The 14,307-nt window shown below is 62.2% G+C and carries 19 protein-coding genes; 6 read left to right on the forward strand and 13 right to left on the reverse strand.

From position 1 onward, the window contains the following. Positions 1 to 29: 29 nt before the first annotated feature. Together sdhC and NWI01_RS14245 are read right to left on the reverse strand one after the other, a co-directional pair. Positions 30 to 431: a succinate dehydrogenase, cytochrome b556 subunit gene (gene sdhC / locus NWI01_RS14240; RefSeq protein ID WP_141384630.1), complete on the reverse strand. Its 402-nt coding sequence runs from the start codon at positions 429 to 431 to the stop codon at positions 30 to 32. A gap of 145 nt (positions 432 to 576) precedes the next feature. Beyond that, positions 577 to 2,133: a malonate--CoA ligase gene (locus tag NWI01_RS14245; RefSeq protein WP_141384583.1), complete on the reverse strand. Its 1,557-nt coding sequence runs from the start codon at positions 2,131 to 2,133 to the stop codon at positions 577 to 579. A gap of 336 nt (positions 2,134 to 2,469) precedes the next feature. Here NWI01_RS14245 and NWI01_RS14250 point away from each other — a divergent pair, with 336 nt between their 5' ends. Both NWI01_RS14250 and leuB read left to right on the forward strand, forming a co-directional pair. Continuing rightward, a complete protein-coding gene (locus NWI01_RS14250; RefSeq protein WP_141384585.1) occupies positions 2,470 to 2,979 on the forward strand; it encodes a superoxide dismutase family protein in 510 nt (169 codons plus the stop codon). 300 nt (positions 2,980 to 3,279) lie between these two features. Then, positions 3,280 to 4,392 (forward strand): 3-isopropylmalate dehydrogenase, encoded by a 1,113-nt coding sequence (leuB, locus tag NWI01_RS14255; protein ID WP_141384587.1) that lies wholly within the window; start codon positions 3,280 to 3,282, stop codon positions 4,390 to 4,392. Positions 4,393 to 4,515: 123 nt separating this feature from the next. On the opposite strand, the gene NWI01_RS14260 is transcribed toward leuB, so the two are convergent. Then, a complete protein-coding gene (locus NWI01_RS14260) occupies positions 4,516 to 4,908 on the reverse strand; it encodes a hypothetical protein (protein WP_141384590.1) in 393 nt (130 codons plus the stop codon). Positions 4,909 to 5,399: 491 nt separating this feature from the next. On the opposite strand from NWI01_RS14260, the gene NWI01_RS14265 reads away from it, so the two are divergent. Next, complete coding sequence (locus NWI01_RS14265) at positions 5,400 to 6,434, forward strand: aspartate-semialdehyde dehydrogenase (protein ID WP_141384592.1); 1,035 nt, start codon at positions 5,400 to 5,402, stop codon at positions 6,432 to 6,434. A 133-nt stretch (positions 6,435 to 6,567) separates the two neighbouring features. Here the strand turns inward: NWI01_RS14265 and leuD are convergent, their stop codons facing one another. Continuing rightward, a complete protein-coding gene (leuD, locus tag NWI01_RS14270) occupies positions 6,568 to 7,173 on the reverse strand; it encodes a 3-isopropylmalate dehydratase small subunit (protein WP_141384594.1) in 606 nt (201 codons plus the stop codon). Positions 7,174 to 7,242: 69 nt separating this feature from the next. Beyond that, a complete protein-coding gene (locus NWI01_RS14275; protein ID WP_141384595.1) occupies positions 7,243 to 7,644 on the reverse strand; it encodes a metallopeptidase family protein in 402 nt (133 codons plus the stop codon). A 126-nt stretch (positions 7,645 to 7,770) separates the two neighbouring features. Between NWI01_RS14275 and NWI01_RS14280 the strand changes: the two genes are divergently transcribed. Further along, on the forward strand, positions 7,771 to 8,112 hold the full coding sequence (locus tag NWI01_RS14280; RefSeq protein ID WP_141384596.1) for a hypothetical protein: 342 nt from the start codon (positions 7,771 to 7,773) through the stop codon (positions 8,110 to 8,112). An 84-nt stretch (positions 8,113 to 8,196) separates the two neighbouring features. Here NWI01_RS14280 and NWI01_RS20195 read toward each other — a convergent pair whose 3' ends face one another. Then, positions 8,197 to 8,583: a hypothetical protein gene (locus NWI01_RS20195; RefSeq protein WP_210242976.1), complete on the reverse strand. Its 387-nt coding sequence runs from the start codon at positions 8,581 to 8,583 to the stop codon at positions 8,197 to 8,199. 75 nt (positions 8,584 to 8,658) lie between these two features. Further along, entirely contained in the window at positions 8,659 to 8,835 is a 177-nt protein-coding gene (locus NWI01_RS18980; RefSeq protein WP_181410494.1) for a hypothetical protein, read from the reverse strand. Here NWI01_RS18980 and NWI01_RS14290 point away from each other — a divergent pair. Continuing rightward, positions 8,834 to 9,145 (forward strand): hypothetical protein, encoded by a 312-nt coding sequence (locus NWI01_RS14290; RefSeq protein ID WP_141384598.1) that lies wholly within the window; start codon positions 8,834 to 8,836, stop codon positions 9,143 to 9,145. The two genes, NWI01_RS18980 and NWI01_RS14290, sit on opposite strands and share 2 nt — an antisense overlap. A 116-nt stretch (positions 9,146 to 9,261) precedes the next feature. Here NWI01_RS14290 and NWI01_RS19720 read toward each other — a convergent pair whose 3' ends face one another. Continuing rightward, on the reverse strand, positions 9,262 to 9,495 hold the full coding sequence (locus NWI01_RS19720; RefSeq protein ID WP_244613781.1) for a hypothetical protein: 234 nt from the start codon (positions 9,493 to 9,495) through the stop codon (positions 9,262 to 9,264). Between NWI01_RS19720 and NWI01_RS19725 the strand changes: the two genes are divergently transcribed. Next, a complete protein-coding gene (locus NWI01_RS19725; RefSeq protein WP_244613782.1) occupies positions 9,494 to 9,952 on the forward strand; it encodes a hypothetical protein in 459 nt (152 codons plus the stop codon). The two genes, NWI01_RS19720 and NWI01_RS19725, sit on opposite strands and share 2 nt — an antisense overlap. Positions 9,953 to 10,100: 148 nt before the next feature. Here the strand turns inward: NWI01_RS19725 and leuC are convergent, their stop codons facing one another. The 5 genes from leuC to rpsP all read right to left on the reverse strand — a co-directional run bounded on the left by leuC (position 10,101) and on the right by rpsP (position 14,299). Continuing rightward, entirely contained in the window at positions 10,101 to 11,507 is a 1,407-nt protein-coding gene (gene leuC, locus NWI01_RS14300) for a 3-isopropylmalate dehydratase large subunit (protein ID WP_141384602.1), read from the reverse strand. A gap of 437 nt (positions 11,508 to 11,944) precedes the next feature. Beyond that, on the reverse strand, positions 11,945 to 12,325 hold the full coding sequence (gene rplS, locus NWI01_RS14305) for a 50S ribosomal protein L19 (RefSeq protein ID WP_079448048.1): 381 nt from the start codon (positions 12,323 to 12,325) through the stop codon (positions 11,945 to 11,947). Positions 12,326 to 12,550: 225 nt separating this feature from the next. Continuing rightward, a complete protein-coding gene (gene trmD / locus NWI01_RS14310; protein ID WP_141384604.1) occupies positions 12,551 to 13,270 on the reverse strand; it encodes a tRNA (guanosine(37)-N1)-methyltransferase TrmD in 720 nt (239 codons plus the stop codon). A 162-nt stretch (positions 13,271 to 13,432) separates the two neighbouring features. Further along, a complete protein-coding gene (rimM, locus tag NWI01_RS14315; RefSeq protein WP_141384606.1) occupies positions 13,433 to 13,954 on the reverse strand; it encodes a ribosome maturation factor RimM in 522 nt (173 codons plus the stop codon). Positions 13,955 to 13,966: 12 nt separating this feature from the next. Further along, positions 13,967 to 14,299 (reverse strand): 30S ribosomal protein S16, encoded by a 333-nt coding sequence (gene rpsP, locus NWI01_RS14320; protein WP_141384608.1) that lies wholly within the window; start codon positions 14,297 to 14,299, stop codon positions 13,967 to 13,969. Positions 14,300 to 14,307: the final 8 nt, after the last annotated feature.

Raw genomic sequence — 14,307 nt, forward strand, 5'->3', positions numbered from 1 at the left:
GGACTTCGCGCCGGATGGCGGCGTTGCGGTCATCGTCCTCCGCCTCCGATCGCATAGGCGGCGATCCAGAGCAGCACCGTGAGCAGAATACCGCCGATCAGCGTCGCCCTGGTCAGCCACTCACGCTCGGTCGGCTGGAATCCGTAGCCGAGATCCCAGACAAGGTGGCGAACGCCGCCGAGCATGTGATGCATCAGCGCCCATGTGTACCCGAACGCGATCAGCCGTCCGGCCCAGCTCGACGTGAAGGACTGGACCGCAGCATATGCGCCCGGCCCGGATGACACGGCCATCAGCCACCACACCAGCAACAGGGTTCCGAAATAGAGCGCCACGCCGGTCGCGCGGTGGACGATGGACAGCGTCATCGTCAGGGTCCAGCGGTAAATCTGCAGGTGCGGCGAAAGCGGTCGTTCGATCCTGACGGTCATCATGGCTTCGCTGGTTGCGGGCACGCGACGCAAGCCCTGTTGGGGATCCGCGACAAGCAATTCTGTCCATATACTTATGGAGTTGAGCCAGCCTGTGCAACGTTCAATATCGCTGTTGACGGATAGCCGCTGGGGAACACCGCCTTCACCGTTTCTTAACATCATGCGGCGGGAAGCTGCCACGGACCTTCGACCCGTAGAGGCCGGCATAGGTCTGGCGCAAGATATTCTTCTGCACCTTGCCCATGGCGTTGCGAGGCAGTTCATCGACAAAGATAACGCGCTTCGGTATTTTGAATCTCGCCAGCCGCCCATCCAGAGTTTTCAGCATTTGTTCTTCGGTGAGGTCTTCATCCTTGCTGCGGACCACGACCGCCGTCACGCCCTCGCCGAAATCCGGGTGAGGCACGCCGATGACGGCGCTCTCGACCACGCCCGCCAGTGCATCGATTTCGCTTTCAATCTCCTTCGGATAGACATTCAGGCCTCCTGTTATCACAAGGTCCGTGCCGCGGCCGAGAATGTGCACGTAATCCCGCTGATCGATCCTGCCGATGTCGCCCGTTATGAAGAAGCCGTCGTCGCGAAATTCGGTCCTGGTCTTCTCGGGCATCCGCCAGTAGCCCTTGAACACGTTCGGGCCCCTGACCTCGATCATGCCGACGCTCTCGCGCGGCAGCTCCTTTCCGGTTTCCCGATCGGTAACGCGGACCGAGACCCCCCGCAACGCGGGGCCGACCGCGCCGGGAACGCGATCGCCGTCATAGGGGTTTGACGTGTTCATGCCGGTCTCCGTCATGCCGTAGCGTTCGAGCACGGCATGACCTGTACGCGTCGACCACTCGCGGTGAGTGTCGGCGAGCAGCGGAGCGGAGCCGGAGATGAACAGCCGCATGGGTCCGGTCGATTCTTTCGTCAGCGCCGGATGTTGCAGCAGGCGCGTGTAAAAGGTTGGCACGCCCATCAGCACGGAGGCGCGCGCCATCATGCTGATGACAACTTCCGGATCAAACCGCGGAAGGAAGATCATCGAGGCGCGTGCAAGCAGCGTGACATTGCTTGCCACGAACAATCCGTGAGTGTGATAGATCGGCAGCGCGTGGATCAGCACATCCTTTTGGGTGAAACGCCAGGCATCGACGAGGCTCATGGCGTTCGATGTCAGATTGTCGTGAGTCAGCATCGCGCCCTTGGATCGCCCGGTCGTGCCTGACGTGTAGAGGATCGCGGCAAGGTCGTCGCCCGCGCGCGCAACCGTGATGAAATCAGGCTTTGCTGTCGTGGCGGCTCCGGTCAGCGATCCCTTTCCCTTTGCGTCCAAGGTCTCGATCGTAGCGTTCACTTTCGATGCGATCGCCTGGATGCCCTCCGACTTCGACGGGTCGCAGACTACCAGCGACGGCTCGGCGTCGGTGATGAAGTAGTCGAGTTCGTTGAGCGTATAGGCGTCGTTGAGCGGCAGATAGACCGCGCCGGCGCGCGCGGTCGCGAGATAGAGCGCGAGATTGGGCACCGACTTCTCGGCCTGGACCGCCACGCGATCGCCGGGCCTGACGCCGCGCGCCACCAGGACGTTGGCCAGCCGTCCTGAGAATGCGATCAGGTCGCCATAGGTGATGCGCCGCCCGTCCTGCGTTTCGATCGCGAGCAGGCTTGCATCGTCGAGATCGTCGAACAGGCGCGAGAACAGGTTGGCGTTCATGACGGTTTCCGTTGGCGATCATGGACCTGCGGCGTGTGATCGCGGGCGGCCGCGCAGGGGCTGGATAACAAGCGCGCAGGGGCTGGATAACAAGGTTGTCCCTTGCAAGGCAATGCAGCGATGCGGCCAGCCGCGCGGGGAGCCCGGCTCGCGTTTTGTGAATCAGGTTTCGCGCAACCGCGCAAAGGAACGGCTGTTCGATGAAGATGGAATGACAATTCCTTCAGTGGCCGATGATGTGACTGGCCGCTGGGAGGAGCTGCTGCTATAAGGCGGCAACAACGTCGTTTTTCCAAGCCATTATTCCAAGTCATGATTCCGCAGCGGAGGTTTACCATGATCGCTCGTGTCCTGTTCGCGACGACGGCTCTCCTTGCCCTTAGCGTGACCGCGGTCTCCGCCAATTCGGCCAAGGCCCTGCTGAAAAATGCCGAAGGCGCGGAGGTCGGGAAGGTTGAGCTGATTCAGGTCAAGGACGGCGTTCTGCTCAAGGCCGCTCTGAAAGATCTTCCTCCCGGCGAACACGCCTTCCACATTCATGCGGCCGGAAAGTGCGAACCGCCTTTCAAATCGGCAGGAGGCCATTTCAATCCGGACAACAAGAAGCACGGCATGATGGCGGCCGATGGCTCTCACGCGGGAGATCTGCCGAACATCGTCGTGCCTGCTTCCGGCGAATTGAAGCTCGATGTTGTCAGTACCGCCATCACGCTGGACAAGGACAAGCCGAATTCGGTGTTGAAGCCGGATGGCGCGGCCATCGTCATTCACGCCGCTGCCGACGACTACAAGACTGATCCGACCGGTGAGGCTGGGGGCCGCATCGCCTGCGGCGTTATCGAGTAGACCCGTCAGGGACCGCAACGGCGTGCTCGGCCGTCAGCGTTCGGCCGCGGCGGCGCCGCTCGCCGCGCCACATCGAAGTTGTGTGCGCGTGGTGACGATGCCTAACTGTAAAACAGTCTGCCGCAATGGCAGTCTTGCCAACAGCGCCACACCGGCCTAGCAATCGGCGCAACATGCAATGTCATGATCGGCCTTAAGCCGGGCATACTGCCTTCATCGTTTGCGGGCGGACGGTCCGGGCGTCGGGCGGGTAACACATGCCCGCTTTCCCGGTCATGATGACTGTCCGAGGATTTTATCATGGCGACCTACAAGCTACTTCTCCTGCCCGGTGACGGCATCGGTCCCGAGGTGATGGCGGAGGTGAAGCGGCTGGTCGGCTGGCTGGATGCGCAGGGCATCGCCAAATTCGAGACCGAAGAAGGATTGGTGGGTGGTGCATCCTATGATGCCGACAAGGTCAGCATCACCGACGCCACCATGGCGAAGGCGCTCGCCGCCGACGCGGTGTTGTTCGGCGCGGTCGGCGGTCCGAAGTGGGATTCAGTGCCTTATGAGGTGCGGCCGGAAGCGGGCCTGTTGCGACTACGTAAGGATCTCGCGCTCTACGCCAACCTGCGTCCGGCGATCTGCTATCCGGCGCTCGCGGAATCCTCCAGCCTGAAGCCCGAGGTGGTCGAGGGCCTCGACATCATGATCGTGCGCGAATTGACCGGCGGCGTCTATTTCGGAGAGCCGAAGACCGTTACCGATCTCGGCAACGGCCAGAAGCGCGCCGTCGATACGCAGGTCTACGATACCTATGAGATCGAACGCATCGCGCGCGTTGCCTTCGATCTCGCGCGCAAGCGCCGCAACAAGCTGACCTCGATGGAAAAGCGCAACGTCATGAAGACCGGCGTGTTATGGCATGAGGTCGTGACGCAGGTGCATCAGCGCGAGTACAACGACGTCGCGTTGCAGCATCAGCTTGCGGATTCCGGCGGCATGCAGCTTGTGCGCTGGCCGAAGCAATTCGATGTGATCGTCACCGACAACCTGTTCGGCGACATGCTGAGCGACATCGCGGCGATGCTCACCGGCTCGCTCGGCATGCTGCCGTCCGCCTCGCTCGGCGACATCGACCCGAAAACCGAAAAGCGCCGGGCGCTTTATGAGCCGGTGCATGGCTCCGCGCCCGATATCGCGGGTCAGGGCCTCGCCAACCCGATTGCGATGCTGGCCTCGTTCGGGATGGCGCTGCGTTATTCCTTCGACAGGGGCGATCTGGCGGACAAGCTCGACGCCGCGATCGCTGCCGTGCTGGGGAAGGGCCTGCGTACGGCTGATTTGAAGTCCGAGGGCGCCACCGTGGTCAGCACATCGCAGATGGGCGAGGCGATCGTGAAGGAGCTTGAGGCGCTGCACGCCTGAACGCAACGCCGGAGTGATGCTCGCGGCGGGATTTTCAGCAGATGTCGTGATCGGACGGGTTTACCCGGTCGATGCTCGCGAGGGGGCTGATCGGTAAAAAGAGCTGATCAGAGAATGGGCTGATCAGTAGAGCGGGAATCCGGTCGGATATCTGCCGCCGAGATCGGCTGGCGAGCTGAGCGGCTGCCGGTCGATCGGCCGGTTCAGGTTCTCGCGGGCGAACGAGGGATAGCCGACGGAAGGCGGAAAGGCATAGTCGGTGTACTTACGCTCACCTGGCAACACTTCGGTGCCTGCATCAAGCCACGAGCGCTTCGAGATGTAGACGCGGGTGCGCGGGCCGGACTGGTAGGACACGTTGGGTCCGCTTGGGCCATAGGCACTGTCGCGGTCAAGATACCTGCGCTGCTTGGCGCTCGCGTCCGAGGCGCCGAAGCCAACCGCGATGAAGGCCGCCGCAAGCGACAGCGCGATGATTCTAGGGGCGCCGGTCGCGGTGGAAATTTTCAAGGTCATCGCGTCCTCACAAATCCGAGTGATCGCCATTTTACCGCCCAGTTGGTTCGCGCCACAAGCCAAATCGGGCCACACCTTGCGAGAATAATGCAGGTGACGACGAAATGTTGCCTCGGGCCTTGGCGCGGTCCCCGGTCCGTGGACTTTGAGAACCGGGGGTGCGAGGCGGGCCGCTACCCCAGGATGTCGCTTAAGCTGCTGTTTTCAAGAAGCTATCGAGGACCGTCACGGCGTATGGTCATGCTCTCGTCCATTCTCTTCAAGGCATCCCGGTATGGCAAGGAGACACCAGGACCATGCGCCCGGAGAGAACCCGCGTCCGGGCGGCGAATTCGTGCAAGCCGGAAGGATCTTGTCAGGCTGGTGGTGGAACGGGCCACGCCGGAACAGGGTCCGGCGTTGTCTTGATGGCGTTTCTCGCTTAGAAGCGCAGCGTCTTTCCTTTCTCGCGCGTGAGCGGGACGGAGACGTTTTCTTCGGAGAGTTGAGCGATGGGTTACAAAGTCGCGCTGGTCGGAGCGACCGGCAATGTCGGGCGTGAAATGCTCAACATACTGGACGAGCGGAAATTTCCGGCGGATGAGGTGGTGGCGCTGGCTTCGCGCCGCAGCGTCGGCACCGAAGTCTCCTACGGCGACAAAACCCTGAAAGTCAAAGCGCTGGAAAATCACGATTTCAGCGATACCGACATTTGCCTGATGTCGGCCGGCGGCGCGGTATCAAAGGAATGGTCGCCGAAGATCGGCGCGGCCGGTGCGGTTGTGATCGACAACTCGTCAACCTGGCGGATGGACCCCGAGGTGCCGTTGATCGTGCCCGAGGTCAACGCGGACGCGGTCGCGGGCTTCACGAAAAAGAACATCATCGCCAATCCGAACTGCTCGACGGCGCAGCTTGTCGTGGCGCTGAAGCCCCTGCACGACAAGGCCGTCATCCAGCGGGTCGTGGTTGCGACCTATCAATCGGTGTCGGGCGCCGGCAAGGACGCCATGGACGAGTTGTTCGCGCAGACCAAGGCGGTCTACACCGCGAGCGAACTGGTTAACAAAAAGTTTCCGAAGCGTATCGCCTTCAACGTCATCCCCGAGATCGACGTGTTCATGGAGGACGGCTACACCAAGGAAGAATGGAAGATGATGGCGGAGACCAAGAAGATTCTTGATCCCAAGATCAAGCTGACCGCGACCTGCGTGCGGGTGCCGGTGTTCATCGGCCATTCGGAAGCTGTCAGCATCGAGTTCGAGAAACCGATCACGGCGGATGAGGCGCGCGGCATCCTGCGTAATGCGCCGGGGTGTCTCGTCATCGACAAGCACGAGCCGGGCGGCTACGTCACGCCCTATGAATCGGCCGGCGAAGACGCGACCTACATCAGCCGCATCCGCGAGGATGCGACGGTGGAGAACGGTCTGTCGATGTGGGTCGTGTCCGACAACCTGCGCAAGGGTGCGGCGCTCAACGCGATCCAGATCGCCGAGTGCCTGATCAACCGCAAGTTGATCAGAGCGAAGCCGAAGGCCGCCTGAGCTAGAGCCTTTTCGCTTCTGATGGAATCAGAAGCGAGGCTCTATAATCTTGATTTGACGCTTTTTCTTCACGCGAACAGGTCATCCACTTCGCTCGAAAACGAAACCGCTGGAGCCATGCCGGCGGAAGCGGTCAGGCCCAGGCGCGCTCGCGCTTCGCCTTGTCCTCGTAGCTGTCGATCGCCGCCTTCTTTTCCATCGTCAGCCCGATGTCGTCGAGACCGTTCAACAGGCAATGCTTGCGAAACGCGTCGATCTCGAATTTCACCGTGCCGCCGTCGGGGCCGCGGATTTCCTGATTGGCCAGGTCGATGGTCAGCGTTGCGTTGGCGCCTCGTTCGGCGTCATCGAACAGCTTGTCGAGGTCGGCTTGCGTCACCCGGATCGGCAGGATGCCGTTCTTGAAGCAGTTGTTGTAAAAAATATCGCCGAACGAGGTGGAGATCACGCAGCGGATGCCGAAGTCGAGCAGCGCCCATGGCGCGTGCTCGCGTGACGAACCGCAACCGAAATTGTCGCCGGCGACAAGGATTTTGGCGTTGCGATAGGCGGGCTTGTTGAGAACGAAATCCGGATTCTCCGAGCCGTCCTCCCTGTAACGCTGCTCCGAGAAAAGTCCCTTGCCAAGGCCGGTGCGCTTGATGGTCTTCAGGTACTGCTTCGGAATGATCATGTCGGTATCGACATTGATGATCTTCAGCGGCGCGGCGACGCCTTCCAGCGTTGTGAATTTATCCATGGCGGGGATCCTTGTAAGGGGCCACTCTATCCCGTTCCCGGCGTTGATCCAATAGCCGGACATGCCGAGTTATTCCAACGCTTGCGCCTCGATCGCCTCCATGTCGTCATCGGACAGCCCGAAGTGGTGACCGATTTCATGGATCAGGACATGGGTGACGACATGGTCGAGCGTTTCATCGTGCTCGGCCCAGTAGTCGATGATGGGACGGCGATAGAGCCAGATCATATTGGGCAGCCTGGCAACGTCATCGTGGCTCTGGAACGGCAGACCGGTGCCCTGGAACAGCCCCAGCAGGTCGAATTCGCTGTCGGCCTGCATTTCTTTCAGCACCTCGTCGGTCGGGAAATCCTCGATGCGGATGATGAGGCCGTCGCACAGGCGCCGGAAATTCTCCGGCAGGCGAGCGAACGCCTCGCGCGCCATGGTCTCCATCTCGTTCAGCGAGGGGGCTTTGGCGGAGGTCCACATGAAGCTCTGTTTAACCCCTGTTTCACCGTTACGGCATGGTTTTTTGCGATCCGGGCGGTCTTGCGGTTGACGCGGACGCGGCAATCAGAGACCGTTCGCGGGGAGCGGGGTGATCGGGGCGCAGCCATGAATGTCAGGATGACAGCGGCGGGGAGACTCGTGACGGGGGCTGGGGCGTTGCTATTGCTGCTGGCGCCGGGGACGCTGCTGCTGATGTATGGCGGACGGGCGCAAGCGCAAACCGCCGCTCGGAGCATGGATCGCGCCGTGTCGCCGGGCATGTCGGCGCAAACCCACAAGCGGCGTCCGCGCGTGCGGATTTATCGCGAGGATGAGCGCGGAGTTTATCCGAGCTATCATCCGGGATCGGATGCTGTGCGCGATTGCACCGCGCACTATGTGCAGGAATTCCGGCCGAGCGGGACGGTGATCGTCCCGCGAATGAACTGCTACTGGCGCCGCGGCTGACTGTTCGAATAACGCGCGGTTTGTTCGTGGCCGGGAATCCGGTCACGCTATCCGCGCATTAGATGCATCTTGCCGCAGGCACATTCACGTCGCGTTCACTTGTTGGCTCATAGCTTTGTCACTCGCGTCTCGCTCGCGTCGCGGCGACGAATCTTCTGCTGCCGTCGCGGTTACCCACTCAAGGAGGTCTACATGCTCTTGAAGAAAATTCTTGGATTCGCCGCTCTTGGCGCGCTTCTGATTGTCGCGGCCCCCGCGCAGCAGGCGCAGGCGGCGACTCCGATCAGCCCGGGCATCGTCGCCGGGCAGAACGACGCAGGTAAGCTGACGACCAACGTGCAGTGGGGACACCACCACAATCGTCACTGGCACCACCATCATCACCGCCGCCACTGGGGACACCATCACCATCATCGCAACCATTGGCGGAACCATCGTCATCATCACCGCCATCACCACCATCATCGCCACTGGCGTTGATGATCTGGAGCCCGCTTCCGATAGAATCAGAAGCGGGCTCCATGATTTTGTTTTGTCGCGTTTTCTTCACGCGAACTGGTGTCCACTTCGCTCGAAAACGCTCCAGGCCGGGAGTTCGGCGAAGCCGGTTCCCGTCATGTCGAGCGGGCCCGCTATGCGGGCCTGCCTTCCCTGAAGCGTGGCGGATCTTTCGAGAAACGTGTCATAATGACAGTGCACGTCGATCCACGGAGCAATCGCCATGAAAAGATATCTGGGCGTCAGTCTGGCCGCGGCAATCATCGCCTTTTGTGGCGTGGCGTTCGTTGAAAGCGCGAAGGCCGTCCCTCGCGCCGTTACTGTCGCTGCTCAGCCGGGGATGCTGATCGAGGTCGGCGCGGCGCGCCGTGCTCATCCTCATCGCGCAGGCCGCGGATATCGCCATCAGCGCGCGCGTGTTTACGTACGTGGTCCTTATCAGCCTTACTATGGACGGCCATCCTACTATGCGCCGGGAAAAGTGACTCCGTTCTTTCCGTTCGGCTTTGGCTATGGCCTCGATCCGTCCTGGTGAGACGAACTCGGCCGTTGAATCTCACCCGATCGCGAGCAGATACGCCGGTGCAGGCTGGAAAGAAAGGCTGAAAAATTCGACGCGCAACGGCCTGTCGTCATCGGCGCCAATGCCGGTCAGATCGGCAGCCGCGCTTTGTTCGCCGCATCGTAGATCTCGATACGCAGGATCGGAAAACGCGACTTCAGGTCAGTTGCGGCCTGCTTCGCCAGGGCCAGCGTCTCGAACTGGTTCTTGAAATGCCCGTCGACCCGCAGCGTAAAGCCGGCTTCAGGCGGCACGTCGGCGCGCGTCGCGGGACTGGATACCGGCTTGATCGTCGTAGCCGCAGGCGTCGGCGGCGCAGCCATGGGCGGCCTCGGCGCGGAGATCGTGGAATCCGTTTTCAGTGGCAAGGTAAGCGCATCGCGCGGCGTGGTCACGGTCGGCTTGTCGGCCGTTTGCTGCGTGGGTGTGCCGCTGCTTGTCACGACCTCCACCGGGTTCGTGACTTTGCCTTTCCCGGATGCCGGTTTTGCAGTCGTCTTGGCAGGCGTCCTGGAGGACGTCTTTGCCGGTGCCTTCGCATTGGCGGTCGGGCGCGACGTTTTTTCCGCCTTGGGAGCGGAGGCTTTGGTCTTGGCTGTTTTCATTACGTCGTTACGGCTGACGGAATTGTCCGGCGAACGCAACCCGCCAGTCGAGGCGGGCCTGATTCGTCGTCGCATCCTCGTTGATAACTTTTCGATCAGTGATCGAGCGGAAGCTGATCGGAGGCCTCGTTTTGTCAGACGCTCGTATTGTCAGACGAATGTGCGCGGCAGGTAACCGGCCTTAAGTTCGTCCGAGCACTGCGACAACGTCGTTCGATACAAAGCGATGCGGCCACGATCACATGGCTGTGTTGTGCTTCATTGCGGTGTCGAGTGCAAGGCCATCATGCTTCGCTTGAAAATGCTTTCAAGCGAAAGATGGCTCAATGCCATTCGCGTATATCGACGAAATGTCCGGCGATCGCGGCCGCCGCCGCCATCGAAGGTGACACCAGATGCGTGCGACCCTTGAAACCTTGCCGGCCCTCGAAATTGCGGTTCGAGGTCGAAGCGCAACGCTCATCCGGCTTCAACTTGTCGGGATTCATCGCAAGGCACATCGAGCAGCCGGGTTCGCGCCATTCGAAGCCGGCCTTGGTGAAGATCCTGTCGAGGCCTTCCGCCTCCGCCTGTTCCTTCACCAGCCCTGAGCCTGGTACGACCATCGCACTGACATTGCCGCTGACCGTCCGGCCCTCGGCGATCCTTGCCGCGGCGCGCAGGTCTTCGATGCGGCCGTTGGTGCAGGAGCCGATGAAGACGCGGTCAAGCCTGATGTCGGTGATCTTCGTGCCGGGGATCAAGCCCATGTAGTGCAGCGCGCGCTCTTTCGACAGCCGCTTGGCCTCGTCCTCGATGGCGGCGGGATCCGGCACCTTGCCGGTCACCGCGATCACGTCTTCAGGACTGGTGCCCCAGGTCACGATCGGCGGCAGCCTGGCGGCGTCGAGCCGGATCTCGTGATCGAAGTGCGCGCCGTCATCGCTGCGCAGGGTCTCCCAGTAACGCAGGGCTGCATCCCAGTCGGCGCCCTTCGGCGCCTTCGGACGGCCTTTCAGAAACTCGTACGCTGTCTGGTCCGGCGCGATGAGACCTGCGCGCGCGCCGCCCTCGATCGACATGTTGCAGACCGTCATGCGGCCTTCCATCGACAGCGCGCGGATCGCTTCGCCGGCGTATTCCAGCACGTAGCCCGTGCCTCCTGCGGTGCCGATCTCGCCGATGATCGCGAGGATGATGTCCTTGGCGGTGACGCCGTCCGGCAGCTTGCCGTCGACCACCGCGCGCATGTTCTTCGCTTTCTTCTGGATCAGCGTCTGGGTCGCCAGCACGTGCTCGACCTCGGACGTGCCGATGCCGTGCGCCAGCGCGCCGAACGCGCCATGGGTCGAGGTGTGACTGTCACCGCAGACGATGGTGGTGCCGGGTAGCGTAAAGCCCTGCTCGGGGCCGATGACGTGAACGATGCCCTGCCGCTTGTCGAACTCGTTGTAGTATTCGATGCCGAAATCCCGCGCGTTCTGCGCCAGCGCGGCGATCTGCTCGGCGCTCTCCGGATCGGGATTGGGCTTTGAGCGATCCGTGGTCGGCACGTTATGATCGACCACCGCGAGCGTTTTCTCAGGCGCATGAACCTTGCGTCCGGCGACGCGCAGGCCCTCGAATGCCTGGGGTGACGTCACCTCATGGACGAGGTGACGGTCGATATAGATCAGGCAGGTGCCGTCCTCGGCCTCGTGCACCAGATGATCGTTCCAGATCTTGTCGTAAAGGGTTGTCGGTTGGGACATGGACGTGAACCTATCGGGAGTTCTTGAATCGGGTCGCGCAAGCCGCGCGGGACGGTCGCTGAGGAGAGGACGGCGCGTCAGGTCGCCGAAGTCGCGAACCGCCCAAAGAAGCGCCCCGGCAAACGGCTGCGATCGTCGATCACGATGCGGGCCGTGAACCGGCCGATGTCGCTGCTGATCCGATCCGTAATCATTGCGTCTTTATACCATGGCCGCATCCGCCGCGACAATCGAACGAGCGGTGGGGTTCCGGATAGATAGGGCATTTTCCGGCGGAGTGGAGACAAGTTCGCCGCAAGAAATGCGACCAGACAACAATTTATAGAGCATGGTCCAATTCAGTTCGATCGGACCATGCTCAGTCTTGCGCGCCGCAACAAAAAAGCGCGGCCAGCGCCGCGCTTTCTGGAAACTTCGGAAACCGAGGCGGCTTGCGCTCAGCTCGTTGCGGCCGCGCGGTCCGTCTTCTTCTCGACAATACGGGCTGACTTGCCGCGCAGTTTGCGCAGATAGTACAGCTTGGCGCGGCGCACCTTGCCGCGACGCACCACCTTGATCGAGTCGATCATCGGCGACATCACCGGAAACACGCGCTCGACGCCCTCGCCGTAGGAAATCTTGCGGACCGTGAAGCTCTCGTTGAGCCCGCCGCCGGAGCGGCCGATGCAGACGCCTTCATAGGCCTGCACGCGGGTTCGCTCGCCTTCCACCACCTTGACGTTGACGATTACGGTGTCGCCGGGGCCGAACTCGGGAATGGTCTTGGTCGCCGACAGCTTGTCGAACTGCTCTTTTTCGAGCTGCTGAATGATGTTCATTGCAATCTCCATCGGCGGCGCGCCCGGCCGTTTGAGGGGGCTGCGCGGAATTCATCTGTCCAGTGGCGCGCATTCCGCAAAGGGGGATACCGGTTCTGCGGAATGAATACGCGCAACTCAGTCAGGTCAGGTAGAGAGTTTTCCAGCGGCGAACCGGATTCCACTTTGCCTGAAAATGCTCGCTGCGCGGATTTGGGCTCCCTATACGTCAAAGCCGTCGCGTTGTCACCCGTTTGTCTTGCGTTCTGGCGGATTTTGAATGGCCCTGGCCGCCCACAGGTCCGGACGGCGCGCCTGTGTCAAGGCTTCCGCCTCGGCCCTCCGCCAGCCGGCCACCTTGGCATGATCGCCGGACAGCAGAATATCCGGGATCACCCGGCCCTCGAATTCCTGCGGGCGCGTGTATTGGGGGTACTCCAGAAGCCCGTGCGAGAAGCTTTCATCCTCGCCAGATTCGGCCTTGCCCATTACGCCCGGCAGAAGCCGGACGCAGGCGTCGATCAGCGCTATCGCTGCGATTTCACCCCCCGACAGCACATAATCTCCGATCGAGATCTCCTCGAGCCCGCGAGCGTCGATGATCCGCTGGTCGACCCCCTCAAAACGTCCGCAGACGATCAACGGTCCGGGACCGGCGGCAAGTTCCGCCACTCGCGACTGGGTCAATGGCCGACCGCGCGGACTCATCAGGAGGTGCGGTGTGCCCGGAGGCGTCTCGGTGGCATCGATGGCCCTGGCCAGCACGTCGGCGCGCAGCACCATGCCGGGACCGCCGCCTGCCGGTGTGTCATCGACGCTGCGGTGGCGGTCGGTGGCGGAGTTCCGGATATCGCGGATGTCCAGCGCCCATAAGCGAGCCGCCAGCGCCTTTCCGGCGAGGCTGATGCCGAGCGGCCCCGGAAACATGTCGGGAAACAGGGTCAGGACGGTCGCGCGCCAGGTCATCGATAAGCTCTTGGCTCAATAGCTGTCATGGCCGGGCTTAAGCGCGAAGCGCGTCCTTGCGCAGGCGTCCCGGCCACTACGTCTTTGCCATAGAGAAGACAGACGTGGATGCCCGGGACAAGCCCGAGCATGACGAAGAGCCGGGAAGGTTACTCGCACCGGCTAAACGGAGTTCGGCTTATCGCCATCAATCTCGCCGGGAATCTCGATCACCACGCGTCCGCCGGCGATGTCCACGGTCGGCACCACGGCGTCGGTGAACGGCAGCATCAGGGTCGGACCGCGCGCCGGCGCGATCTCGATGATGTCGCCGGCGCCGAAATTGTGAATGGCGGCGACCGTTCCGAGCGCCGTGCCCGCCGCATCAAAGGCGGCGAGGCCGATCAGGTCGGCGTGGTAGAATTCGCCTTCGTCCGTCTCGGGCAGCTTGTCACGCGCGACGTAGAGTTCCGTGCCATTGAGCCGCTCGGCTTCCTCGCGCGTGGTCACGCCGATGAGCGTTGCGATGAGGTGATCGCTGGCCCCGCGCGCGTGCGACACTTCGAGTTGACGCGCGCTATCCTTTGTCGAGAGCGGACCGTATCGCGTCACCGACATCGGGTCCTCGGTGAAGGTCCACAGCCGCACCTCGCCGCGCAGGCCATGCGCGGCGCCGATCCGGGCGACGCAGACGCGCGCCGTCATGCCGCCTCAGCCTCAGGACTTCGCGGCGGCTTCGGCCTGCGCCTTGCGCTCCTTGCGCGGCACAGCCTTCACGGGATTGTTGCGCGGTGTGCGCTTCTTGATGCCGGCGGCATCGAGGAAACGGGCGACGCGGTCGGATGGCTGCGCGCCCTTGGCGAGCCAGGCCTTGACCTTGTCGAGGTCGAGCTTGAGCCGGTCGGCATTGTCCTTCGGCATCAAGGGATTGAAGTGGCCGAGCCGCTCGATGAAACGGCCGTCGCGCGGATAGCGGGAATCAGCGGCGACGACATGGTAGACCGGGCGCTTCTTGGTGCCGGCACGGGCGAGGCGGATCACGACGGGCATAAGGTTCT

This window comes from Nitrobacter winogradskyi (assembly GCF_006539545.1).
In the GTDB taxonomy this organism is placed as follows: Bacteria; Pseudomonadota; Alphaproteobacteria; order Rhizobiales; family Xanthobacteraceae; genus Nitrobacter; species Nitrobacter winogradskyi_A.